The organism is Streptomyces sp. R41, assembly GCF_041053055.1.
In the GTDB taxonomy this organism is placed as follows: Bacteria; Actinomycetota; Actinomycetes; order Streptomycetales; family Streptomycetaceae; genus Streptomyces.
Map to the genome: position 1 here is coordinate 6,338,955 of NZ_CP163443.1, position 22,896 is coordinate 6,361,850.

Annotated in this window: 19 protein-coding genes; 11 read left to right on the top strand and 8 right to left on the bottom strand. The window is 70.7% G+C overall.

Annotation, left to right across the window (positions count from 1 at the left end; all coding sequences use genetic code 11):
* Nucleotides 1-31: 31 nt before the first annotated feature.
* The 4 genes from AB5J53_RS29165 to AB5J53_RS29180 form a co-directional block, all read right to left on the bottom strand.
* Entirely contained in the window at nt 32-1,282 is a 1,251-nt protein-coding gene (locus tag AB5J53_RS29165; protein WP_369248594.1) for a hypothetical protein, read from the bottom strand.
* Between the two features lie 19 nt (nt 1,283-1,301).
* Nucleotides 1,302-2,663: a glycosyltransferase family 2 protein gene (locus AB5J53_RS29170; protein WP_369248595.1), complete on the bottom strand. Its 1,362-nt coding sequence runs from the start codon at nt 2,661-2,663 to the stop codon at nt 1,302-1,304.
* Nucleotides 2,664-3,004: 341 nt separating this feature from the next.
* Nucleotides 3,005-4,396, bottom strand: coding sequence for a glycoside hydrolase family 26 protein (locus tag AB5J53_RS29175; RefSeq protein WP_369248596.1), 1,392 nt, complete (start codon nt 4,394-4,396; stop codon nt 3,005-3,007).
* A gap of 139 nt (nt 4,397-4,535) precedes the next feature.
* Complete coding sequence (locus tag AB5J53_RS29180; protein WP_369248597.1) at nt 4,536-5,423, bottom strand: hypothetical protein; 888 nt, start codon at nt 5,421-5,423, stop codon at nt 4,536-4,538.
* A gap of 74 nt (nt 5,424-5,497) precedes the next feature.
* On the opposite strand from AB5J53_RS29180, the gene AB5J53_RS29185 reads away from it, so the two are divergent.
* From AB5J53_RS29185 to glmM, 4 genes are all read left to right on the top strand, one after another.
* Nucleotides 5,498-6,706 carry a glycosyltransferase family 87 protein gene (locus AB5J53_RS29185; protein ID WP_369248598.1) on the top strand — a complete coding sequence of 403 codons (1,209 nt, stop codon included), beginning with the start codon at nt 5,498-5,500 and terminating at the stop codon, nt 6,704-6,706.
* 250 nt (nt 6,707-6,956) lie between these two features.
* On the top strand, nt 6,957-7,400 hold the full coding sequence (gene rplM, locus AB5J53_RS29190; RefSeq protein WP_362511239.1) for a 50S ribosomal protein L13: 444 nt from the start codon (nt 6,957-6,959) through the stop codon (nt 7,398-7,400).
* Nucleotides 7,401-7,442: 42 nt separating this feature from the next.
* A complete protein-coding gene (rpsI, locus tag AB5J53_RS29195) occupies nt 7,443-7,964 on the top strand; it encodes a 30S ribosomal protein S9 (protein WP_369248599.1) in 522 nt (173 codons plus the stop codon).
* Between the two features lie 177 nt (nt 7,965-8,141).
* On the top strand, nt 8,142-9,500 hold the full coding sequence (glmM, locus tag AB5J53_RS29200) for a phosphoglucosamine mutase (RefSeq protein ID WP_369248600.1): 1,359 nt from the start codon (nt 8,142-8,144) through the stop codon (nt 9,498-9,500).
* Nucleotides 9,501-9,579: 79 nt separating this feature from the next.
* Here the strand turns inward: glmM and AB5J53_RS29205 are convergent, their stop codons facing one another.
* Nucleotides 9,580-10,527 (bottom strand): DUF389 domain-containing protein, encoded by a 948-nt coding sequence (locus tag AB5J53_RS29205; protein WP_369248601.1) that lies wholly within the window; start codon nt 10,525-10,527, stop codon nt 9,580-9,582.
* 16 nt (nt 10,528-10,543) lie between these two features.
* Entirely contained in the window at nt 10,544-11,533 is a 990-nt protein-coding gene (gene coaA, locus AB5J53_RS29210; RefSeq protein WP_369248602.1) for a type I pantothenate kinase, read from the bottom strand.
* A gap of 167 nt (nt 11,534-11,700) precedes the next feature.
* Between coaA and glmS the strand changes: the two genes are divergently transcribed.
* A complete protein-coding gene (glmS, locus tag AB5J53_RS29215; protein WP_369248603.1) occupies nt 11,701-13,548 on the top strand; it encodes a glutamine--fructose-6-phosphate transaminase (isomerizing) in 1,848 nt (615 codons plus the stop codon).
* 54 nt (nt 13,549-13,602) lie between these two features.
* Here the strand turns inward: glmS and AB5J53_RS29220 are convergent, their stop codons facing one another.
* On the bottom strand, nt 13,603-15,324 hold the full coding sequence (locus AB5J53_RS29220) for a M16 family metallopeptidase (protein ID WP_369248604.1): 1,722 nt from the start codon (nt 15,322-15,324) through the stop codon (nt 13,603-13,605).
* Nucleotides 15,321-16,298, bottom strand: coding sequence for a hypothetical protein (locus AB5J53_RS29225; RefSeq protein WP_369248605.1), 978 nt, complete (start codon nt 16,296-16,298; stop codon nt 15,321-15,323). The genes AB5J53_RS29220 and AB5J53_RS29225 overlap by 4 nt, the downstream gene beginning before the upstream one ends.
* 154 nt (nt 16,299-16,452) lie before the next feature.
* Between AB5J53_RS29225 and AB5J53_RS29230 the strand changes: the two genes are divergently transcribed.
* From AB5J53_RS29230 to tsaE, 6 genes are all read left to right on the top strand, one after another.
* Complete coding sequence (locus AB5J53_RS29230; protein ID WP_369248606.1) at nt 16,453-16,824, top strand: holo-ACP synthase; 372 nt, start codon at nt 16,453-16,455, stop codon at nt 16,822-16,824.
* Between the two features lie 332 nt (nt 16,825-17,156).
* A complete protein-coding gene (locus tag AB5J53_RS29235; protein ID WP_369248607.1) occupies nt 17,157-18,587 on the top strand; it encodes an NAD(P)H-hydrate dehydratase in 1,431 nt (476 codons plus the stop codon).
* 241 nt (nt 18,588-18,828) lie between these two features.
* Complete coding sequence (locus tag AB5J53_RS29240) at nt 18,829-19,707, top strand: L,D-transpeptidase family protein (RefSeq protein WP_369248608.1); 879 nt, start codon at nt 18,829-18,831, stop codon at nt 19,705-19,707.
* 77 nt (nt 19,708-19,784) lie between these two features.
* Nucleotides 19,785-20,942, top strand: coding sequence for an alanine racemase (alr, locus tag AB5J53_RS29245; protein ID WP_369248609.1), 1,158 nt, complete (start codon nt 19,785-19,787; stop codon nt 20,940-20,942).
* A gap of 55 nt (nt 20,943-20,997) precedes the next feature.
* On the top strand, nt 20,998-22,233 hold the full coding sequence (locus AB5J53_RS29250) for an alpha/beta fold hydrolase (RefSeq protein WP_369248610.1): 1,236 nt from the start codon (nt 20,998-21,000) through the stop codon (nt 22,231-22,233).
* Nucleotides 22,199-22,732, top strand: coding sequence for a tRNA (adenosine(37)-N6)-threonylcarbamoyltransferase complex ATPase subunit type 1 TsaE (tsaE, locus tag AB5J53_RS29255; RefSeq protein WP_369248611.1), 534 nt, complete (start codon nt 22,199-22,201; stop codon nt 22,730-22,732). Before AB5J53_RS29250 ends, tsaE begins: the two co-directional genes overlap by 35 nt.
* Nucleotides 22,733-22,896: the final 164 nt, after the last annotated feature.

Consider the following 22,896-nt stretch of genomic DNA (forward strand, 5'->3'; position numbering starts at 1 on the left):
CGGGTCATGGATGCGTGGGGGGATGTCTCCATTACTGGGCGGCCGCGCTGCCGGGCCCGGCGTAGTCGGAGGTGAAACAGGTCTTGACGGCTTTCTCACTCTTGGGGCGCCCGGCGAAGTCCAGGCGGGAGGCCGTTTTGTCGTCCGGTGGGGTGTTGGGGTCGTCGTCGAAGTAGATCGACCACCAATAGACGCCGCTCATTCGGCGTTCCTGGACGACCTTGCAGACGGCCGTGTACCAGTTGGCCTGCACCTGCGGGTTGACGGGATTCTTCGTGTAGAAGTCGCCGGGTGACTTGTACGCGCCGTTCATCGCGCCGATTCCGGCCTCGGCGAGGGTGATGTTGGGCAGGTCGCCCGTGGTCTTCTTGTCGAGCCAGGTGTTCCAGCCCTCCGCGAGCCGGTCGACGGAGGCGTTGTCGGGCACCTTGACGGGAAAGTAGGCGTCTACGCCGAGGTGGCTGACCGGCATGTTGATGCGGCCCGAGACGTAGTTGTCCCAGTTGGCGTCGTAGGCCACCTCACCGGAGAAGACCTTCTCCGCCGAGGCCACCAGAGAGTCCCAGCCCGGGGCGCCCTCCATGGAGTTCAGCTCGGTGCCGATCACGAAGGTGTTCGCCTTGTCCTGGTCGGCGACCTTGAGATACGGGGTGAGGAGCTTCAGGTAGGAGGCGAACCAGGCGGAGCGGGAGGCGGGCTCGATGTTGCCGCGCCAGCCGGTCGGCGGGTCGAGCGAGGCCTCGTCCATGATCGGCCGGACCGTGGTGCGGAAGCCGGCGTCCTCGAACACCTTCAGCACCTTCTGCAGGCGCTCCGCGGACGGCGTCTTCGCGCCGGCCGTCAGGGTGTTGGACGTACGGCCCCCGGTGTAGAAGGGGAACGAGATCGACACCGAGTTGGCGCCCAGGCTGATGAGGTACTTCGCGTGCTTGCGCGCCTGCTCGACGACGAAGTCGTCGGACCGCTTCTTGGTCTCCTCCTCCCAGTACAGCTGCACGCCCCACTGAGGCATGCCCTCCTTCCAGGCCTTGGCGACCTTGAGGGTGTCCTCGGAAGCGGAGCCGGAGGAAGAGGAGGAGTTCGGGGACGCGGACTTCTTGGTTCCGGTCGCCGAGGTGGAGTTCCCAGCGCCGGAGCCGTCGTTGCCGAAGACGAGCCTGGGCAGGACGGAGCCGGAGTCCCAGCGCACCGGCTGGTTGCCGATGAACAGGGGCGTGCCGACCACTACGGCGAGGACGGACAGGGGAAAGACGGCCAGCATCGGCAGTCGCGAGCGCTTCATCACGGGTGCTTTCGTGCGGTCAGGCGGGTTTGGCGATCACGACGAACTTGTTCTCCTCGCGCCGGAGGAACTTCAGGAAGCCCTTGAAGCCTCCGAGCCCTTCCAGTACGGAGAAGACGGGGATGAGGGCGATCACGACGACCGGCTCCCACCACTTGCGCCGGCCGCTCGCCGAGGCGATGGCGTTGAGGCGCAGCCCTTCCCAGTAGGTCCAGATGACGTAGGCGAAGTTGAGGGCCCACAGGATGACGACGGACTGGGTGACGGGCGAGGTGTTGAGGTCGCCGACGAGCAGTCCGATGCAGAGCACCGCGACGATGTGCTGGAGCGGACCGAGGATCCAGGTGGCCACGCACACGGAGAGGAACCAGCGGTAGCGCCACGGAATGGTGCGGTTGAAGCAGAGCGCCACCAGGCCCCAGGCCCAGCGGTCGCGCTGTTTGACGAAGTCCTTGGTGGTGGCCGGGGAGGCGCCGTAGCAGCGTCCGTTGAACCAGTCGCTGCGGCCGGGGTAGCGGCGGCAGAAGCTGAGGGCGAGTTGGGCGTCCTCGACGATCGCCTTCGGCCCGAAATCCCAGCCGATGGTGGCCTCGATGGACGCGCGGAGCACCAGCAGTTCGCCGTGGACTCCGGCCGCCGGGGTGCCCATGCCGGTCAGCGCCCGGAAGCGGGCGATGTCGTCGGCGGGTCGCACCGCGTCGGCGAGCCAGGTGAAGAGGTTGACCGCGTTCTCGCGGGGATACGTGAGGATGCCCTGGGCCATGTGCTTGGCCTCGTCGGGGTGGGCGCGGCGCTGGCGGTTGATGAACTGGGCGAGCGAGGCCGCCGTGTCGGGGCCGACGCCGGTGTCGTCGTCCATGTGCAGCACCCACACGTGGTCGAGGGCCTCGCCCTCCTCGATCCGCAGCTCATGCGCGTAGTTGTTGGCGCGAGCCTTGAAGCGGGTCCCGTTGGCGGTCACGTACGCCTTGGGCGTCTCCACTACGCGGATGAGCGGGTTCGAGGCGGCGAGCCGGTCGATCGACTGGGTGGCCTCGCAGCCCTCCTCGGTGAGGACGTCGACGCGCATGTAGGGGAAGTACTCGGGCAGGTGCTCGACATAGGAGAGCACCGAGCGCTCCAGCGCCGGGTAGGTGTCGTGCCGACCGATCGTCGGTACGAGGACGATCAGGAAGTCCTGGTCGACGGGGGCCGGCGGCACCATACGGTCGCTCTGCCGCACCCGGCGCCGGATGAGCAGGGCGCCCTGGATGCCCACCATCACACCGATCACCGGCAGCGACCAGACGACGGTGAGCGCCCAGCTCAGCGGAGAGGAGCTGGGGCGGTAGGTGTACAGCCCGAAGAACAGCAGCAGCACGAAAGGCAGGAGGAACGGCACGATGCCAGGTCTCCAGGCCTCAGTGCGCTTCGCCAGTTTCGCGTTGTGACGAGAGTGCGAGGCACCCCCGTCGACCATTGTCGACGCCATGACGACTGCTCAGCTCCCGTGAAATCAGTGGCGCGCTGGAGCAGTGGCGATTTCACGGCATGACACAAAAGGCGCGCGTCGGCGCGCCTTTGTTCCCGGGCCCCCACCCTCCAACACCTTCTTCGGTGCGTCGGCCTCTCAGATGCCCCCCCAGGCGCCCGAAGCTCAGGCCGAACAGAAACGTGATTCTGTCACGCAAGTAGTTGAGTATGGAACAGGTGTGAGCAGGATGTGTTCAAGAAGTAACAAACCTAGGGCTTGTGCAGTGATGTCCAGTCGACATCCGACTCAAGGGCCCTCCCACCGCCGGTGATGACCTTTGGTGAGCCGTAGGTCTGCTTCACGTCCGTGGCGGTGTTCTTGCCCCGGGGCGAGGACACGTTGTCGAACGTCAGCGCCTGCCCCCACACCGTCCACAGCACCCACGGAGTCCTGGTCAGGGTGTCCGGCCGGGCCGCGTTGAGCGGCACATGGAAGGACTCGGCCACGATCCGGGGCTTGCGGTACTCCTCCAGGCCGCGGTACCAGACCTCGGTCCAGGCACCGTCGCCGAACGGCTCGGCAGGGGAGTCGCTGTAGTCGTCGACGCCCACGACGTCGACGTAACGGCCGCCCGGGTAGTACGCCCGCGGCTGCCGTCCGTAGGCGCCGTCCCAGGAGTTGGGCGCCCAGACGAAGATCAGGTTGTGCAGTCCGCGGCGGTCCACGAGGTAGTCGTGGGTGAGCCGCCAGAGCTTCCGGTACGCGGACGGGTCCTGGCCCGCCCACCAGAAGCCGTTGCGGTCGGGCGCCGTGTTCATCTCGTGGTACGGGCGGAGCAGGACCGGCACCCCGTGGTCCGCGAGATAGCCCAGGTGATCGGCGAGGTAGTCGAGGTCGCGCAGCAGCTCCCGGTGTTCGGTGCTGCCCGGGGTGACCACCCGGCCGAACCAGCCCGGGTCCTTCGCCCCGGGGGAGTGGCGGCGCAGCGTCGCGTCGAAGCCCTTCACCGTGCTGCCCGGGTACGGCTGGTGGAAGGAGACCCCGACCAGGCCCGCCGGGGCGCCGCCGTTGTCCGGCAGGGTGACCTCGGTGCCGGAGGCGCAGTCCGTGTGCGTGCCGGAGGGGTGGTAGGAGCCGTCCGCCCCTCGGGGCAGGCCCGCCCAGACGCCGAGCGCGAGGTCCACGACGTCGTCGGCGTACCCCCAGTACTCACGGCAGCTCGGCCAGGAGCGGGAGTACGAGCGGGACTCGCCCACCGCCCAGCCCGGCCGGTCGTAGCCGGGACCGAGGTCCAGCTCCACGAAGCCGGGCAGCCGTCCGGTGATGTCGCGCACCTTGCGGTAGTAGTAGCCCGGCTGTTTGGTGCCCTTGTAGTCGCCGTACAGCGCGTTGTACCGCTCGTTGTGCAGCTCGACGTGCTGGCCGATCACGGTGCGGCCCGGGCGGCCCAGGCGCGCGCGGTTCTCCAGGCCCGCCAGCATCGCGTAGACCCGGCGCGCCGCGGGGGTCGCCGCCGGGTCCCGCTGGCGCAGATCGGTGGGGACGGTGCGGGGGCCGGGCGCCGGCTCGTCGCCCTTCGGCCAGGCCCATATCGCGAGCGGAGCCAGCAGCGCCGCCCCGGCCGCGGCCCCGATCAGCCGGACTCTCCCGCGCGCCCGCACGCTGCTACGCCGGTTCCACGATGAGCCGCCCGAAGGGAAGGTGGTGTATGGACGTGTGCTGAGTGGTCAAGGGCCGGTCCCCATGGACAGTTGATCGCTGACTGGCGATTGCCGACTGGGGGGAGAGTGTCACATGCCGCTACTCGTTGGCCGCCGCCGACGCCTGGGCCTCGCCTCGCCTGCGGATCTGCCGGAAGGCGAACTCGGCGATGTCGTCGCCGCTCGTGAAGACCTTGGTGTCCTTCGTCGTCACGTCCTTGCCGTTGGTGAACCCGGCGAGCGTGAAGTAGGCGTAGCGGCCGTAGGAGTTGGTGGTCGAGCGGCAGACGGCGGAGTTGCAGAAGGACTTGACGCCGTTGCCGGACAGGGAGGTGACGATGCTCTTCTTGTCCGCCGCGCCCTTGGCCTTGGCCGCCTGCGCCTCGGTGTCGAAGACGGCCACGCCGACCGTCACCGCGACACCGTCCTTGGTGTAGGTGACGCGCAGGACGCGTGTGCAGCCGTTCTTGGTGAGGACCGCGGGGAGGGTGCCCTTCGTGGCCGAGGCGCAGTTCTTCGTGTCCGCCGTCGGGCCCTTGCGGTAGACGCGGTCACCCATCGTCAGCTGCGTACCGGGGAAGAGGATGTCCGGGCTGAGCGGTGCCGTGTCCTTCTTCGCGCTGGATATGAAGTCCTTCGGATCCAGCGGGGGAGGCGCCGAGGTCGGCTCGAACGAGGGGGCCGGCGCGGTGGTCTCGCTCGGGATGTTCGCGGTGGCGGGCAGGTTCGAGGGCTGGTTCGAGGCCCGGCTGTCCCCGTTCGCGGACACCACGGCCACGGCGACGGCCGCGCCGACCGCCATCGTGGCGAGCGCTCCGCCGCCGATGAACAGCAGTCTGCGGCGTTTGTTGCGCGTCTCGGACGCCTCGGCGAGTGCCGCCCAGTCAGGAGTCCGATCGGCGGTCTGGTTGCCCCATTGAGGCTGCTGAGAACCCGGCTTCCAGGGATCCCACGGGGGCTGCCCCTGCCCACCCTGCCCATAACTCATGCGCCGCATCTTAGACGGGCGTCGGGGGGTGCCGTTCCGCATCACGGCGCACTCGAGCCCCTAGCGTGACCTGCATGAACGAGGGCAAAAGTGACATCTCCGGGTGGTTGGTGCGGCGGGCTTCCTGGCATGCGTGGGCGGTGTTGGCCGTGGTGCTGTGCGTCCCCGTCGTGAACGTCGCGCGCAGGAGCCCGGACGGCGGGATGGACAACGCGATCGTCGTCCGGGCGGCCCGGACCTGGCTGGACGGCGGCTCGCCGTACGCCGACCCGCACTTCCTCTATCTGCCCGGCGCGGTGCTCGCGGCGGTGCCGCAGGCGCTGCTGCCGCTCGCCGCGCTGCGGGTGCTCGTGCCGCTGGCGGTGACCGGGCTGCTGGCGGCGGGCTGGGGCTGTGCGCTCCGCATCCACGGGGTCGCCTGGCGCAGCCGCTTCGCCGTGCTCGGTCTCATCGGGCTCGCGCTGGGCTTCGCGCCCTTCGGGCATCTGGTGACGCTCGGCAACTGGACCGTGACGGCGGCGGTGGCGCTGCCGCTGGGGTTGCTGTGTGCGGTGCGGGGGCGGTGGGTCGCGGCGGGCGTGGTGATCGGTGCCGCGATCGTCCTCAAGCCGCTGCTCGCGCCGGTGGCGCTGCTCTTCGTTTTCGCCCGGCAGTGGCGGGGGCTGGGCTCCCTCGTGCTGCTGCCCGCGGTGGTCTCCGGTGGGGCGGCGCTGCTCATGCCCGACCCTGCGGGGTTTGTCACACGGACGTTGCCGTTTCTGCTGCGGGGGCACGACAGGTTCGTACGGCTGTACGAGGCTTCGCCGGGGGCGGTGCTGGCGCGGCTCGGGGTGCCGCAGGAGCTGGCTTCCCTTGCCGCCTTCGTGGCCGCCGGGGCGGGGGTGTGGTGCGCTTACCGGCGCTGGTGTCGTGCCGACGCCGGGCCATTGCGGGTCGTCGAGACCGCCGTGACGCTGATGCTCTCGGCGTTTGTGGTGTCCCGGCCGTCGTACGACCACTATCTGCTGGTCGTGGTGCCGCTGCTGGTCGCGGGTGTGCCGTTTCCTGGCGCGGTGGCCCGTAGCCCGTGGTTCTGGCTTGCGCTGGTGCCGCAGGTGCCCGGTTTCAGCTGGCCCTGGCTGGAGCCGGTGACCCGGCGGGCCTTTCGGGACTGCCTTACCTTGTGTGTGCTGGCCGCTGCGGTGGCCGTGCGGCCGGTGCTGCCCTTGGCGCGTGTCGCAAGGCGCCCTGCGCTGCAGGCTGTGCCCACCCGTCCCGCCCTGCGGGACGATTGCCCACAGTAGTAACGACAGTCGTAGCCGTACGTGCTCGACCCGCGTTTTGACCCACGCAGGTCGCCGCGGGTAGGCTTGCGGTTCGTTATGTGTATTGGCTTGCTCATTCTCACGTGAGGGGCCCTTACACCGGTCCACCGGGGCCGATGACCAGCGACCAGCACGCGGTATGCGTCACCGCAGTGCGGTCAGGGCTGTCGTGATCGTCCGTGGTGGCCTTGTCAGGACCCACTCACTGAAGAAGCGAAGGCTACGAACCGTGCGTACGTACAGCCCCAAGCCCGGCGACATCACTCGCCAGTGGCACGTCATCGACGCCCAGGACGTCGTCCTGGGACGTCTGGCGACCACTGCCGCCACCCTCCTGCGGGGCAAGCACAAGCCGATCTTTGCCCCGCACGTCGACGCTGGTGACTTCGTCATCATCATCAACGCGGACAAGGTGCACCTGTCCGGCAACAAGCGGACGCAGAAGATGGCGTACCGCCACTCCGGTTACCCGGGTGGTCTGCGCTCCGTCCGCTACGACGAGCTGCTGGACAAGAACCCCGAGAAGGCCGTCGAGAAGGCCGTCAAGGGCATGCTCCCCAAGAACACCCTGGGCCGTCAGATGCTCTCGAAGCTGAAGGTCTACTCGGGCGACCAGCACCCGCACGCTGCCCAGCAGCCGGTGCCGTTCGAGATCACCCAGGTCGCGCAGTAGTTCCGGCCACCCCCTAAGACGAAAAGAAATCTGAGGAGAATCGTGGCCGAGACCACCGTTGAGCAGCCGGTCGAAGAGACTGAGCTCGTCGACATCGACCAGTACACCACCGAGTCCGAGGTCCCCGTCGAGGGCGAGTACACCTCGGAGTCCCTGGCGTCCCGCTTCGGCGAGCCGCAGCCGGCCGCCGGCCTGGGCCGTCGCAAGAACGCCATCGCGCGTGTTCGCATCGTGCCCGGCACCGGCAAGTGGAAGATCAACGGGCGTACGCTCGAGGACTACTTCCCGAACAAGGTCCACCAGCAGGAAGTCAACGAGCCCTTCAAGGTGCTCGAGCTCGACGGCCGCTACGACGTCATCGCCCGCATCTCGGGTGGCGGCGTCTCCGGCCAGGCCGGCGCCCTGCGCCTCGGTGTCGCCCGCGCGCTGAACGAGGCCGACGTCGACAACAACCGCGGCGCCCTGAAGAAGGCCGGCTTCCTCAAGCGCGACGACCGTGCGGTCGAGCGCAAGAAGGCCGGTCTCAAGAAGGCCCGCAAGGCCCCGCAGTACAGCAAGCGTTAATCTTCGCTGCCTGCTCGTACGCGTAGTACGCGTAGTACGTCCGAACGCCCCGGCGGCACGCCACAGTGCCGCCGGGGCGTTCGTTTATCACAGCCATGGGCGTATAACGGCACAAGGTGCTCAAAGGCTCGTGTGATCGGATGACTTCCGAACTCTGAAGCTTCCTCAGGAGGACAAGTGGGACGACTCTTCGGCACGGACGGCGTGCGCGGTGTCGCCAACGCGGATCTGACGGCCGAGCTCGCGCTCGGGCTCTCCGTGGCGGCGGCGCACGTACTGGCCGAGGCGGGCACGTTCGAGGGCCACCGGCCGGTCGCGGTGGTCGGGCGGGACCCGCGCGCGTCCGGGGAGTTCCTGGAAGCCGCCGTGGTCGCGGGCCTGGCCAGCGCGGGCGTGGACGTCCTGCTCGTCGGTGTGCTGCCCACCCCCGCGGTGGCGTACCTCACTGGTGCGCTGGGCGCCGACCTCGGCGTGATGCTCTCCGCGAGCCACAACGCCATGCCCGACAACGGGATCAAGTTCTTCGCCCGCGGCGGCCACAAACTCGCCGACGAGCTGGAGGACCGGATCGAGGGCGTGTACGAGGAGCATCGCACCGGCGCTCCCTGGGACCGGCCCACAGGCTCCGGGGTCGGGCGCGTGCGCGCGTACGAGGAAGGGTTCGACCAGTACGTCGCCCACCTCCTCGGCGTACTCCCGAACCGCCTCGAGGGTGTGAAGGTCGTCCTCGACGAGGCGCACGGTGCCGCCGCCCGGGTGTCGCCCGAGGCCTTCACGCGGGCCGGCGCCGAGATCATCACCATCGGCGCGGAGCCGGACGGGCTCAACATCAACGACGGCTGCGGCTCCACCCACCTGGCCAAGCTCCAGGCCGCCGTCCTCGAACACGGCGCCGACCTCGGCATCGCGCACGACGGCGACGCCGACCGCTGCCTCGCCGTGGACCACACGGGCGCCGAGGTGGACGGCGACCAGATCCTGGCCGTACTCGCGCTGGCGATGCGGGAGCGTTCCGCACTGCGCTCCGACACCGTTGTCGCGACGGTCATGTCCAACCTGGGCTTCAAGCTCGCCATGGAGCGTGAGGGCCTGTCGCTCGTCCAGACGGCGGTCGGTGACCGTTACGTGCTGGAGGAGATGAAGGAGCACGACTACGCGCTCGGTGGCGAGCAGTCCGGGCACGTCATCATCCTCGACCACGCCACCACCGGCGACGGCACGCTGACCGGCCTGCTGCTGGCGGCCCGGGTCGCGCAGACGGGCCGTACGCTCCAGGACCTCGCCTCGGTCATGGAGCGGCTGCCGCAGGTGCTCATCAATGTGCCCGACGTCGACAGGTCGCGGGTGAGGACCTCGGCCGAGCTGGCCGCCGCGGTGGCCGACGCCGAGCGCGAACTCGGATCCACCGGCCGGGTGTTGCTCCGTCCGTCGGGCACCGAGCCACTCGTACGGGTGATGGTCGAGGCCGCCGACATCGATCAGGCGCGCTCGGTGGCCGCGCGGCTCGCGGACGCGGTGAAGTCGGCGCTCGGCTAGGCCCTGTCGTCACATTCCCGTCGTCCGCCCGGAGGGCGGGCCCGGCGTCGCGAGGCAGGCGGGAATGTGACGAAAGGGCCTAGAACCGGCTGAGTACGGCGGTGCGTTCACGCTGTCGGGCCCAGAGCCACTTCTGGGCCAGCAGCGTGAGCGTGCCGGCCATCACGATGCCCAGCAGGTTCAGCAGCAGCTGCTCGGCGGAGCCCCACGCCTGGTGGTATTCGGTGTAGCTGAAGGCGACGGCGGCGTTCGCGGCGGCCGGGACCGTGGTCACCGAGATCGCGACGCCCACCAGGGCGCCCGACTTGGCGGACGTCAGGGACAGCGTGCCCGCGCATCCGGCGAGGACGGCCACGACGAACGAGAACCAGTCGGGCCGGTAGATGAAGTTGGTGTTGGGGCGCTCGGCGTCCAGCTGCTTGGCGCTGAACAGGCCGACCGCGTCCATGAAGTAGCTGAAGGCCACCGTCACCAGCATCGCGACGGCGAAGCCCACGAGCAGCGCGGTCAGCGAGCGCCACGCGAGCCGCGGGGCGCGCCGCACCAGGGCCGTGCAGAAGCCGGCCAGCGGTCCGAACTCCGGTCCGACCGCCATCGCGCCCACGATCAGGATCGCGTTGTCGAGGACCACACCGCAGGCGGCGATCATCGTGGCCAGCGTGATGAACGCGACGTAGGTGACCGAGAGCGTGGACTCCTCGTGCGTCGCGTCCGTCAGGTGCTCCCACAGCACCGCGTCGGCGCCCTCGCCCGGCGCTTCCTCCTCCGCCTTGTCGGCCCGCTTCGACAGCGACAGGTCGATGTTCTCGACGGCGATCGAACCGGTCCGGTCGATCCCCAACTCCTGCAGCCCGGTGAGGAGTTCGTCGCCGGCCTCCCGGGCGACATCGCACATGACGACATCGCCGACGGGGTTGCGGGCCGCCCCCGGCAGCACGGCCAGGTGGGTCGTGCCGACCGTCCGCTCGATCAGTCGTACGACGTCATCGGTGCGGTCGGCGGGGGTGATCAGGCGCAGATGCAGCATGGCCGCAGCGTAATGGTCAGAGTTTGCGCAGGCTCAGGCGCTGCACCTTGTGGTCGGGGCCCTTGCGTACGACGAGGGTCGCCCGGCCGCGTGTCGGGGCCACGTTCTCCAGCAGGTTGGGCTTGTTGATGGTCCGCCAGGTCGTACGGGCGTAGTCGAGCGCCTCCTCCTCGGAGACCTGGGTGTACTTGCGGAAGTACGAGTGGGGGTTCTGGAAGGCGGTCTGGCGCAGCTTCTTGAAGCGGTTGAGGTACCAGCGCTCGATGTCCTCGGGCCGGGCGTCGACGTACACGCTGAAGTCGAAGTAGTCCGCGAGGCCGACGCGGGTGCGGCCGTCCTTGCCGGGCAGGGCCGGCTGCAGCACGTTCAGGCCTTCGACGATGAGGATGTCGGGGCGACGGACCGTGAGCCGCTGGCCCGGGACGATGTCGTAGATCAGATGCGAGTAGACGGGGGCGGTGACCTCGTCCTTGCCCGCCTTGATGTCGGCGACGAACCGGGTCAGGGCGCGGCGGTCGTACGACTCGGGGAAGCCTTTCCGCGACATCAGACCGCGCGCTTCCAGCTCCTTGGTGGGCAGCAGGAAGCCGTCCGTGGTGACCAGCTCGACGCGCGGGTGCTCGGGCCAGCGGGAGAGCAGGGCCTGCAGGAGCCGGGCGACGGTGGACTTGCCGACGGCCACCGAACCGGCGACCCCTATGACGAAGGGGGTGCCCGACTGGGAGCCCTTCTCGCCGAGGAAGGTGTTCAGAGCCCCTCTGAGTCCGTCCGTGGCGCCGACGTACAGATTGAGCAGTCTGGACAGCGGGAGATAGATGTCCCGCACTTCGTCGAGGTCGATGACATCGCCCAGACCGCGCAGCTTCTCGACCTCCTCGGCGTTCAGCGGGAGCGGCGTCTTTTCGCGCAGCGCGCTCCACTCGGCACGGGTGAGGTCGACGTAGGGAGTCGCCTCCGGCTTGGACCGGTGGGCGCTCCGGGATATCGAGGAGACCGGAGAGATCACAGTCCATTGTTACGGGAGTATGGACGGGATGGGGGGTGGGGTCCGTCACGCCGGGTTACACAGGGTCGCGTCGGGGGCTCCGGGCCGGGCGCCGAGGGCGGCTGGAATTTCCGATATCGGGCACGCAGTGCCGGGATCGGGCGGGTGCGGGCCCTTAGGCTGCGGCCATGTGCGGAATCGTGGGATACGTGGGGTCGCAGTCGGCGCTTGACGTGGTGATGGCCGGACTGAAGCGGCTGGAGTACCGGGGATACGACTCGGCGGGCGTCGCCGTGCCGGCGGACGGCGGGCTCGCCGCCGCGAAGAAGGCCGGCAAGCTGGTCAACCTGGAGAAGGAGCTGGTCGACCGGCCGCTGCCGACAGGGACGACGGGCATCGGGCACACCCGCTGGGCCACTCACGGCGGTCCCACGGACGCGAACGCGCATCCGCATCTGGACAACGCGGGCCGGGTCGCGGTCGTCCACAACGGGATCATCGAGAACTTCGCCCTGCTGCGCGCCGAGTTGGCCGAGCGAGGACACGACCTGGTCTCCGAGACGGACACCGAGGTCGTCGCGCATCTTCTCGCCGAGGAGTTCTCGTCCTGCGCCGACCTGGCGGAGGCGATGCGGCTGGTGTGCCGGCGGCTGGAGGGCGCGTTCACCCTGGTCGCGGTGCACGCGGACGAGCCGGATGTGGTGGTCGGAGCGCGCCGGAACTCGCCGCTGGTGGTGGGCGTCGGAGAGGGCGAGGCCTTTCTCGCCTCGGACGTCGCCGCGTTCATCGCCCACACGCGGTCGGCGATCGAGCTGGGTCAGGACCAGGTGGTCGAGCTGCGCCGGGACGGCGTGACGGTCACCGGCTTCGACGGCCGCCCCGCCGATGTGCGCTCGTACCACATCGACTGGGACGCCTCCGCGGCCGAAAAGGGGGGTTATGACTACTTCATGCTCAAGGAGATCGCCGAGCAGCCCAAGGCTGTCGCCGATACCCTCCTCGGCCGTATCGACGCGTCCGGCTCGCTGACGCTGGACGAGGTGCGCATCCCGGCGTCGGTGCTGCGCGAGGTCGACAAGGTCGTCATCGTGGCCTGCGGTACGGCCTTCCACGCCGGGCTGATCGCCAAGTACGCCATCGAGCACTGGACGCGGATCCCGTGCGAGGTGGAGCTGGCGAGCGAGTTCCGCTACCGGGATCCGATCCTCGACCCGCGCACCCTGGTCATCGCGATCTCGCAGTCCGGCGAGACCATGGACACGCTGATGGCGCTGCGGCACGCCCGTGAGCAGGGCTCCAAGGTGCTGGCGATCTGCAACACGAACGGCTCGACGATCCCGCGCGAGTCGGACGCGGTGCTGTACACGCACGCGGGTCCCGAGGTCGCCGTCGCGTCCACGAAGGCGTTCCTCACCCAGCTGGTCGCCTGCTACCTGGTCGCCCTGTATCTGGGCCAGGTCCGCGGCACGAAGTGGGGCGACGAGATCCAGGCCGTCGTCCGCGAGCTGTCCCGGATCTCGAGCGAGGTCGAGCGGGTCCTGGAGACCATGGAGCCGGTACGGGAGCTGGCGCGCTCCCTCGCCGACAAGGACACCGTGCTGTTCCTGGGGCGGCACGTGGGCTACCCGGTCGCGCTCGAAGGCGCCCTCAAGCTCAAGGAACTGGCGTACATGCACGCCGAGGGCTTCGCGGCGGGCGAGCTGAAGCACGGGCCGATCGCGCTGATCGAGGAGGACCTGCCGGTGGTGGTCGTGGTGCCGTCCCCGCGCGGCCGCTCGGTCCTGCACGACAAGATCGTGTCCAACATCCAGGAGATCCGGGCGCGGGGCGCGCGCACGATCGTCATCGCGGAGGAGGGCGACGAGGCGGTCGTGCCGTACGCCGACCACCTGATCCGCATCCCCGCGACGCCCACCCTCCTTCAGCCGCTGGTGTCGACGGTCCCCTTGCAGGTGTTCGCCTGCGAGCTGGCGACGGCTCGGGGCAACGAGGTGGACCAGCCGCGGAACCTGGCGAAGTCGGTGACGGTGGAGTGACCGACGGGTGGGTGCGGTCGCCCGCGGGCGACCGCACCCACCCACCCGGCCGGATCAGCCGCTTCTGCGGCGGCGGTACAGCCGCCACGTCAGGAAGAGGCAGGGCAGCTCCAGCACCCACAGGCCGATGATGGCCTCGGAGTCCGGGTGCGCCGCACCGGCCTCGTCGAGGGTGACGAGCACGCTGAGCAGGCCCCACACCGCGGCCACCGAGCCGACGAGCCAGAGCGCGAGGGTCCAGCCCCAGTGCGCCTTGCCCTGGGAGGCCGGAGCGGGCGTGGGTGCCTCGGGCCGCGGGATGCGGGAGGGGTCCCGCTGCGGCATGCGCACCACCGCCGCGGGCGGTACGGCCGCGTCCACCGCCGCGATCCGCTCGGGCGTCACGCTCCGGTACAGGGTCGGCTCGATGGTGACCGAGAAGCCGTCGTACCCGGTCAGCGTGCGGGCTCCGTCCGGGCGGGCGGTCAGCGCCGCGCAGGCGTCGTACCGGACGGTGACGGGACCGCCCGGGGTCGACAGGGACACCCCTTCCGTCCCGATCGTCAGCGTGACGCGCTCGTCCTCCAGCGAACGGTGCCGGGTGCCCTCCAGCGCGTGCGTCGAGTACTGCGGGGCGAGGAAGAATCCCGCCCAGTCGGCGCCCCGGCCCGGCACCTGGAGCAGCCCGGTCGACCACATCTCGCGGGCGACCTCGCGCAGATCCGCGACGGTCAGCGCGCTCAGCTCGGCCCGGTGCGCGTCCGGGGTCAGGATGCGGTGGCCGAGAAGCAGGCTGAGCGCGTACGAGGGCAGCGAGGCGGCGGCGAGCTCCGGAGTCTCGTACATCTTCAGGGCCTTGGCGCGCGCCGAGTCGAGCTCGGCCTGCTCGATGCGGCCCGCCCGCAGCCGGGCGAGGACGTCGACGAAGCCGCCGACCACCGCGTCCTGCTTCTGCGGCAGTGCGTCGGCGTACGCGGTGAGCGTGGCGAAGTCGGCGTCGCGCGGGGTGTAGTCGCAGTCGGCGGTGTACGAGTAGCCGCCCTTCTGGCGCAGGTCCTGGAAGAGGGCGCGGCCCAGGACGTCGGCGAAGACGGCGCCCGCGGTGGAGCGGCGCAGCACCGCGTTGAAGACGACATGGCCGTCGTCGCCGTGGATGTAGGCGGGGGTGACCGGCAGCGCGTTCGACGCGGCGGGGGCCGGGAGTCGGGTGCCCGCGGGCAGCGTCAGGTCCAGGCCGTCCGGCACGGATTCGCTGGTGATCCACAGCACCGCGTTGTCCCGGGTGAACCGGGTCTGTGCCCAGTGCCGCACCTCGTCCGGGGTCAGCCGCCAGGTGCCCAGCTCGCTGTAGCTCGACAGACCGTAGCCCTGTGCGCCGTAACGCCACAGCGGCATCTGGTGGTTGGGCCCGACACTGCGGCTCGACGCCTCGGTCCGCAGGATCTCCTTCTCGGTCTCCAGGCGGTCGAGCGGCAGGTCGCGCAGGGCGGCGCAGACGCTGTTGAGGTAGGAGACCACCTCATCCTCGCTGCCCGTGACGTGGAAGAGGGTGTACGCGTTCGCCGTCGTGCCGTTGTAGTGCAGATCGGACAGGCCCAGGCGGTGCAGTGCCAGGTGCTCGACGAGATGGGTGATCCCTGCGCTGGCGAGGGTCTCGTCGGCGCGTCCCACCCGGAAGAAGAGCCCGGCGGTGATCTCGCCCTGGCGGGGCGCGTAGAGGGTGGGGATGCCCTGGGTGGTGGTGTGGCCGACGAGCCCCGACAGCTGGGCCACGGGGTTGTTGAGCTCGGTGGTCATCGCGACTCCCCCCAGGCCGCCGACAGCGCGGCCTTGCGGTACTTGATGAAGGCGGCCGACGGGTCGGACATGTACTGCCACGGGAACTCGGCGGCCCGGTCCTCGAGTTCGAGGAAGTGCGGGATCGCGTCGTCGTGATGGCCGCCGAGCGAGAAGGCGAGGGCGAACGCGCTGTGCGCGCCGATGCCGTGGAAGCCGGGCCGGTAGTCCTTGTGCAGCACGGACACCTGGGCCGCGAACCGCAGGTCGTCACGGACGGTCAGACCACGCATGTACGCGGCGCCCTCCGCGCTCTCCAGCTCCAGCCAGTGCTCCAGGTGCGCGAGGGCGACCAGGGCGCCGGAGTGCGAGCCGTCCGGGGCGGCGGCCGCGCACTCGCGGGCGAAGCCGTGCGCCGCCTCCCAGGAGCCGCTCCACTTGGGGCACAGGTTCTGCAGCAGCTGCGTCTGCGCCGGGTAGTGGTGCGGGTGGTGGGCGGCCAGCCGGTCGTAGCGGCGCCGGGCCTCGGTCTGCCCGAGCTCCAGGCCGCGCGCGGTGGTCACGCGGACCGTCCAGGCATGGGCGTACGAAGGGTGCTCCGCGCACACCTCGATCAGCAGCTGCTCCGCCCGCCGCAGCCATTCGTGGAACCGGTCGAACTGGTCCCGCGAGACATGCTGCGCGCGGGCACCGCTGCGGATGTCCCAGCCGATGCGCAGATAGCGGTCGGCGAGCAGCGTACGGGGCAGCGGGTCGCCGGGCAGGGCGGCCGCGGCCTGCTCCAGATATCGCTCCACCCCGTCGATTCCGGCCAGCACGCCCGACGCGAAGGAGCGCTGCTCCTCCGTGCCGAGGCCCGCGAAGAACGCCGCGGTGGCGGGCCAGTCGCCGTACGTCGCCGCGGTGCGCAGCGCGACGAGTTCGGGCAGGGTGTCGAACGGGTCGAAACGGGGTGGCGCGGATATGCCGCCCGCGCCGCCAGTTGTGCTGGTCATGCCTCCGCCCCCATGGCGTACGTGAATGTGTCCGCGCACCGGCAGGCCCCCCGTGCCTGTGCGCTCGATGTGAAGTCGCCGCAGGCTAGCAGGGGGGTGAGACATTCCCGTCGTGCGGACGGGCACCCGTGCCCCGCCCCTTAGGGTGCGAGGCATGAGCATCATCGGGGTCGGTATCGACGTGGCCGAGATCGACCGGTTCCGGGCGTCGCTGGAGCGCACGCCGGGACTGGCCGAACGAGTCTTCCTCGAGCAGGAGTTGTACCTGCCGAGCGGTGAGCGCCGGGGCATCGCGTCCCTCGCCGCGCGCTTCGCCGCGAAGGAGGCGCTGGCCAAGGCGCTGGGCGCCCCGGCGGGTCTGTACTGGACCGACGCCGAGGTCTACGTCGAGGACAGCGGCCAGCCGCGCCTGCGGGTGAAGGGCACGGTGGCGGCCCGAGCAGCCGAACTGGGCGTGCGCGCGTGGCACGTGTCGCTGAGTCATGACGCGGGGGTGGCTTCGGCGGTGGTGGTGGCGGAGGGGTAGGACGGGGGCTGCTGGTTGGGCGGGGCGGTGGTGGAGGGGCGCTTCGGCGGGGCGGTGGTGGGTGCGGCTGTTGTGCCTGGCCGTGGGGGTGCGAGGCCGGCTGTGGGTGCGTGGGTGCTTTGTGCTGGGTGTCGGCGCGGTGGTCCCCGCGGGCTGTGCCGAGTTCGGAAGGGCGCTTCGGCGGGGCCGTGGTGGTGGGCGCGGCTGTGGCTGCTGTGCCTGGCCGCGGGCGTGTGGGCGCGTGGCGGCGTCGCACGCGCCGTGGTGGGTTCGGACCGGCGTCGGTGCCTCGAAGGCGGCACGGCGGGCGTAGGTACGGGAGACTCGGCGGTATGCGTACTGCGTACAGCGTGGAGACCGTAAGAACTGCCGAGCGGGAGCTGATGGCGCGGCTTCCCGAGGGGGCGTTGATGCAGCGCGCGGCCGCCGGACTGGCCGCGGCCTGCGCCGAGTTGCTGGGACGGGTGTACGGCAGCCGGGTCGTGCTGCTCATCGGCAGCGGCGACAACGGCGGCGACGCCCTCTACGCGGGGGCCCGCCTCGCCCGCCGCGGCGCGGGCGTCACCGCGGTGCTGCTCGCCCCCGAACGGACGCACGTCGGGGGGCTGGCGGCGCTGCGGCGGGCGGGGGGTACCTCGGCCGCACCGGCCGCCGCCGAGCGGCTCGTCCGGCGAGCCGACCTCGTCGTCGACGGCATCGTCGGAATCGGCGGCAAAGGCGGGCTGCGGCCCGATGCCGCGCCGCTGGCCGAGCTCGCCGCGGACTCCCGTGCCGCCGTGGTCGCCGTCGACCTGCCGAGCGGCATCGAGGCGGACACCGGGGAGGTCCTCGGCGCGGCGGTGCGAGCCGATCTGACGGTGACCTTCGGGACGCACAAGCCGGGGCTGCTCATCGATCCGGCACGCGGGTACGCCGGTTCCGTACGCCTCGTCGACATCGGGCTAGAACTGCCCGCCGAGGCCGAGCTGGAGGCCCTGCAGCACGCGGATGTCGCGGCGCGGCTGCCGGTGCCCGGGGCGGAGAGCGACAAGTACCGGCGCGGTGTCGTCGGGATCGCCGCCGGATCCGCCCGCTATCCCGGGGCGGCGGTGCTCGCCGTGTCCGGTGCGCTGCGGGGCGGGGCGGGTGCGGTGCGGTACGTCGGCCCCGCGGGGGACGCGGTGATCGCGCGCTTCCCGGAGACCCTCGTCTCCCGCCAGGGGCCCGCGCGGGCCGGGCGGGTCCAGGCGTGGGTCGTGGGGCCCGGGGCCGGGGACGACGCGTCGGCCGTCGCGGAGGTGCTGGGGGCGGAGGTGCCGGTGCTGGTGGACGCGGACGGGTTGCGGCTCGCGGACCGGGACGCCGTACGTGCGCGGAGTGCGCCCACGCTGATGACCCCTCACGCTGGGGAGGCCGCCGCGCTGCTCGGGGTTTCGCGTGAGGCCGTGGAGGGGGCTCGGCTGGCTTCCGCGCGGGAGCTTGCGGGGGTGTACGGGGCGACGGTGTTGCTCAAGGGGGCGACGACGTTGGTGGCCGACGCGGGGGGTGGGGCTGTGCGGGTGAATCCCACGGGGACGGCTTGGCTGGCCACCGCGGGGAGTGGCGACGTGTTGTCCGGTCTTGCCGGGTCGCTGCTCGCGGCCGGGCTGTCCGCGCTGGACGCGGGGAGCGTTGCCGCGTACCTCCATGGGCTCGCGGGGCGCTTTGCCGCGGACGGGGCGCCTGCCGGAGCCCACGACGTGGCCTCCGCCATCCCGGACGCGTGGCGCGACGTTCGCGACTGAACGCCCGGGAGTTTCTTCGCCCCCTCCGCCCCTACCCGTTCCCGTACCTGGGGGGCTTCGCCCCCCAGACCCCCTGGGTTGTTCTTTTGGTGCGGGTGCGTGGGGGCTTGTCGCGCAGTTCCCCGCGCCCCTTACGGGGCGGCAGATCTTAAAGCCTTGGCCGAACGGGGGACCCGGGCCGCGCGGCTCACCCGGATTCGGGGCCCCGTTGCGTATGGCTGATCGCATGATGATCAGACGTATGAGGTGCCGGAGCGCGGCGGCGGTGCTCGCGCTGGTGGCCGTGTTGCCCGTTGAGAGTGCCGTGGCGGAGAGTGGCCCCCCTGCCCCCGGTCCGGTGAGTGAGTTGGTGCCCGGCGTGGCCCCGGGTCCGCATCAGCCGTGGCAGATCGACACACCGGACCAGATGCTCGCGCCGAAGGTGTACACCCCCACCGCCGCGGAGGACGCCGTCGAGCCACGGAACGCGCCGGCCAGAACGGACGCGCTCATCGAGTACGTACCGCTCAGCGACGCCGCCGCGGGCAAGGCCGTGACGTGCAGCAAACGGACGGGGCCGTATCAGCGGCAGGTGGAGCGTTGGCTGAAGCGGAAGGTGGACGGGAAGCAGTCCTCGGCCGATTGTGTGGCGATTCGGGCGTTTCAGACGCGGTATGGGATCAAACCGAACAGCGGGTTCGCCGGGCCCGTCACCTGGGCCCATATGCAGCTGCTCGCGGCGAAGAAGAACCCGAACGCGGCAGGAAAGTGTCCCGTCCGGACGTACCGCGTCGCCTGCGTGGACCTGACCCGTCAGCTCGCCTGGGCGCAGAAGGGGAAGAAGGTGCTGTGGGGGCCGGTTCCGATGCGGAGCGGGCGGGCCGGGTACCGGACCCGTACGGGCTGGTTCAAGATCTACTGGAAGCACAAGAACCACTGGTCGTCGCTGTACAACAGCCCCATGCCGTACAGCCAGTTCTTCAGCGGCGGACAGGCCTTCCACGCCATCTACGGCAGCATCTACAACCCCAACGGCTCGTGGGGCTGCGTCAATCTGCGCCTGGCCGACGCCCGCAAACTGTGGAGCGTCACGAAGACGGGCGACCACGTGTACGTGTGGGGACGCAGGGCCGGCACCTGATGTCGGACGGCCAGACGGCCCCCTACGGGTACCGGCGCCGGGGCGCTGTCAGCCCCCTCTGAGACACTGGGGGCGCGATGAACGAGACAGCACCCCTGCGCGCCCGCGCCGAGATCGACCTGGCAGCCCTGCGGGCCAACGTGCGGACCCTGCGCGCCCACGCGCCGTCCGCGGCCGTGATGGCCGTGGTCAAGTCCGACGCGTACGGCCACGGGGCGGTGCCGTGTGCCCGCGCGGCGCGCGAGGCGGGCGCCACCTGGCTCGGCACCGCCACCCCCGAGGAGGCCCTCGCGCTGCGCGCGGCCGGACTCGAAGGGCGGATCATGTGCTGGCTCTGGACCCCCGGCGGTCCCTGGAGGCAGGCCATCGAGGCCGATCTCGACGTGTCGGTGAGTGGCATGTGGGCGCTTCGGGAAGTGGTGCGGGCGGCCCGGGAGGCCGGCGCGCCCGCCCGCGTCCAGCTCAAGGCCGACACCGGCCTCGGGCGCAATGGATGTCAGCCCGCCGACTGGCCCGAGCTCGTCGCACAGGCCCTGAGCGCCGAGGCCCAGGGGCTGATCACCGTCACCGGGCTCTGGTCGCACTTCGCCTGTGCCGACGAGCCGGGTCACCCTTCCATCCAGGCCCAACTCACCCGTTTCCGCGAGATGGTGGCGTACGCCGAGGAGCAGGGCGTCCGCCCCGAGGTGCGGCACATCGCCAACTCGCCCGCCACGCTGACCCTTCCCGAGACCCACTTCGACCTCGTCCGCACGGGCATCGCGGTCTACGGCATCTCGCCGAGCCCCGAGCTCGGCACCCCGGCCGACTTCGGGCTGCGCCCGGTGATGACGCTGAGCGCGTCGCTCGCGCTGGTGAAGCACGTTCCCGGGGGGCACGGCGTCAGCTACGGGCACCACTACACCACGCCCGGCGACACCACCCTCGGCCTCGTGCCCGTCGGCTACGCGGACGGCATCCCGCGCCACGCCTCCGGCACCGGCCCGGTGCTGGTCGGCGGCAAATGGCGTACGGTCGCCGGCCGGGTCGCGATGGACCAGTTCGTCGTCGATCTCGGCGGGGACGAGCCGGAGCCCGGCGCGGAGGCGGTCCTGTTCGGCCCGGGCGACCGCGGCGAGCCGACCGCCGAGGACTGGGCCCGGGCGGCGGGCACGATCGCATACGAAATCGTCACCCGGATCGGAACCCGCGTTCCGCGCGTCTACGTGAATGTGAATGAGGAACGAGACGGGTAACACCCACTGACAGAGCAGAACCCGGCGGCGAGCGAAGAACGAAGAGGAGCGGGACGTGAGCGAGAGCAGCGCGGAGGTCGTCGCGAGTGCGGCCTCGGCGGCCGCCGCCTCCGCCGGGAACTGGCGCAAGGCCGGTGTCGTGGGCGCCGCGATAGGCGTCGTCGCGGCGGGCGCCGCCGCCGGAGTCGCCATAGAGCGGCTCACGGTCGGCCGCGGCATGCGCCAGAAGGCCCGCCTCGCCCTCGACTCGGCGGGCCCGTACGGCTCGCTGCGCGGCACCCCCGGCAAGGCGTACGCCGATGACGGCACCGAGCTGTATTACGAGGTCGACGACGCCGAGCCGGAGGCCCCGCTCGCCCCGCGCCGCCGCCGGCTCTTCGGCCGCAAGGCCCCGGCCCCCGTCACCGTCGTCTTCAGCCACGGCTACTGCCTCAACCAGGACTCCTGGCACTTCCAGCGTGCCGCGCTGCGCGGTGTGGTGCGCACCGTGCACTGGGACCAGCGCAGCCACGGGCGGTCCGGGCGGGGCGTCGCCCAGACGGATGAGGGAAAGCCGGTCACCATCGACCAGCTCGGGCGTGACCTGAAGGCCGTCATCGACGCGGCCGTGCCGGACGGGCCGATCGTGCTGGTCGGGCATTCCATGGGCGGCATGACCGTCATGGCCCTCGCCGACCAGTTCCCCGAGCTGATCCGCGACCGGGTCGTCGCCGTCGCCCTCGTCGGCACGTCGTCGGGGCGGCTCGGCGAGGTCAACTTCGGGCTGCCCGTCGCGGGCGTCAACGCGGTGCGGCGCGTGCTGCCCGGCGTACTGAAGGCGCTCGGGCAGCAGGCCGCCCTGGTGGAGAAGGGGCGAAGGGCCACGGCCGATCTGTTCGCCGGGGTCATCAAGCGGTACTCGTTCGCCACCCGGGACGTCGATCCCGCGGTCGAGCGGTTCGCCGAGCGGATGATCGAGAGCACTCCGATCGACGTGGTCGCCGAGTTCTATCCGGCGTTCACCGAGCACGACAAGACCGCCGCGCTCACGCACTTCACCGAGATGCCCGTCCTCGTCCTCGCCGGGGTCAAGGACCTGGTGACCCCGAGTGAGCACAGCGAGGCGATCGCCGACCTGCTGCCGGACGCCGAGCTGGTGCTCGTACCCGACGCCGGGCACCTGGTGATGCTGGAGCACCCCGAGGTCGTCATAGACCGTCTCGCAGACCTCCTCATGCGCGCGGGCGCGGTCCCGGCAGGGGCTACCGTGGGTGGCTATGGAAGCACCAGCAGCACCGCACAACCCGGCTGAGTCCGCGCAGGACGGCGTCAGCCTGCAGATCACCGTCAACTCCCCCGAACAGATGCAGGAGTTGGGCCGCCGACTCGCCAAGCTGCTGCGCGCGGGCGACCTCGTCCTGCTGAACGGGGAGCTCGGCGCGGGCAAGACCACGCTGGCCCGCGGGCTCGGCGAGGAGCTCGGCGTCCGGGGCGCGGTCACCTCCCCGACCTTCGTCATCGCGCGCGTGCACCCCTCTCTCGGGGACGGTCCGCCGCTCGTCCACGTGGACGCGTACCGCCTGGGTGGCGGGCTCGACGAGATGGAGGACCTCGACCTCGACGTCTCGCTCTGCGACTCGGTGATCGTCGTGGAGTGGGGCGAGGGCAAGGTCGAGGAGCTGACCGACGACCGGCTGCAAGTCGTCATCCACCGGGCCGTCGGGGACACGACCGACGAGGTACGGCACGTCACGCTGACGGGGCTCGGCGAGCGCTGGGCGGCGGCCGATCTGAGCGTGCTGTCGGCCTGATCGGTGCGGCGTGCTTCCGGCTGCCCGGCCACCGCCTCCCGGCCTGGGCGTTCGTAGGTTCCGACCAGTTCTGCATGAAGGTTCCGACAAGACGTCGGCAAGATATTGCGTTCGGCATCCCGGCCGTGGTCACATGGACATCAGTCCGTAGTTAGGTCTACCTA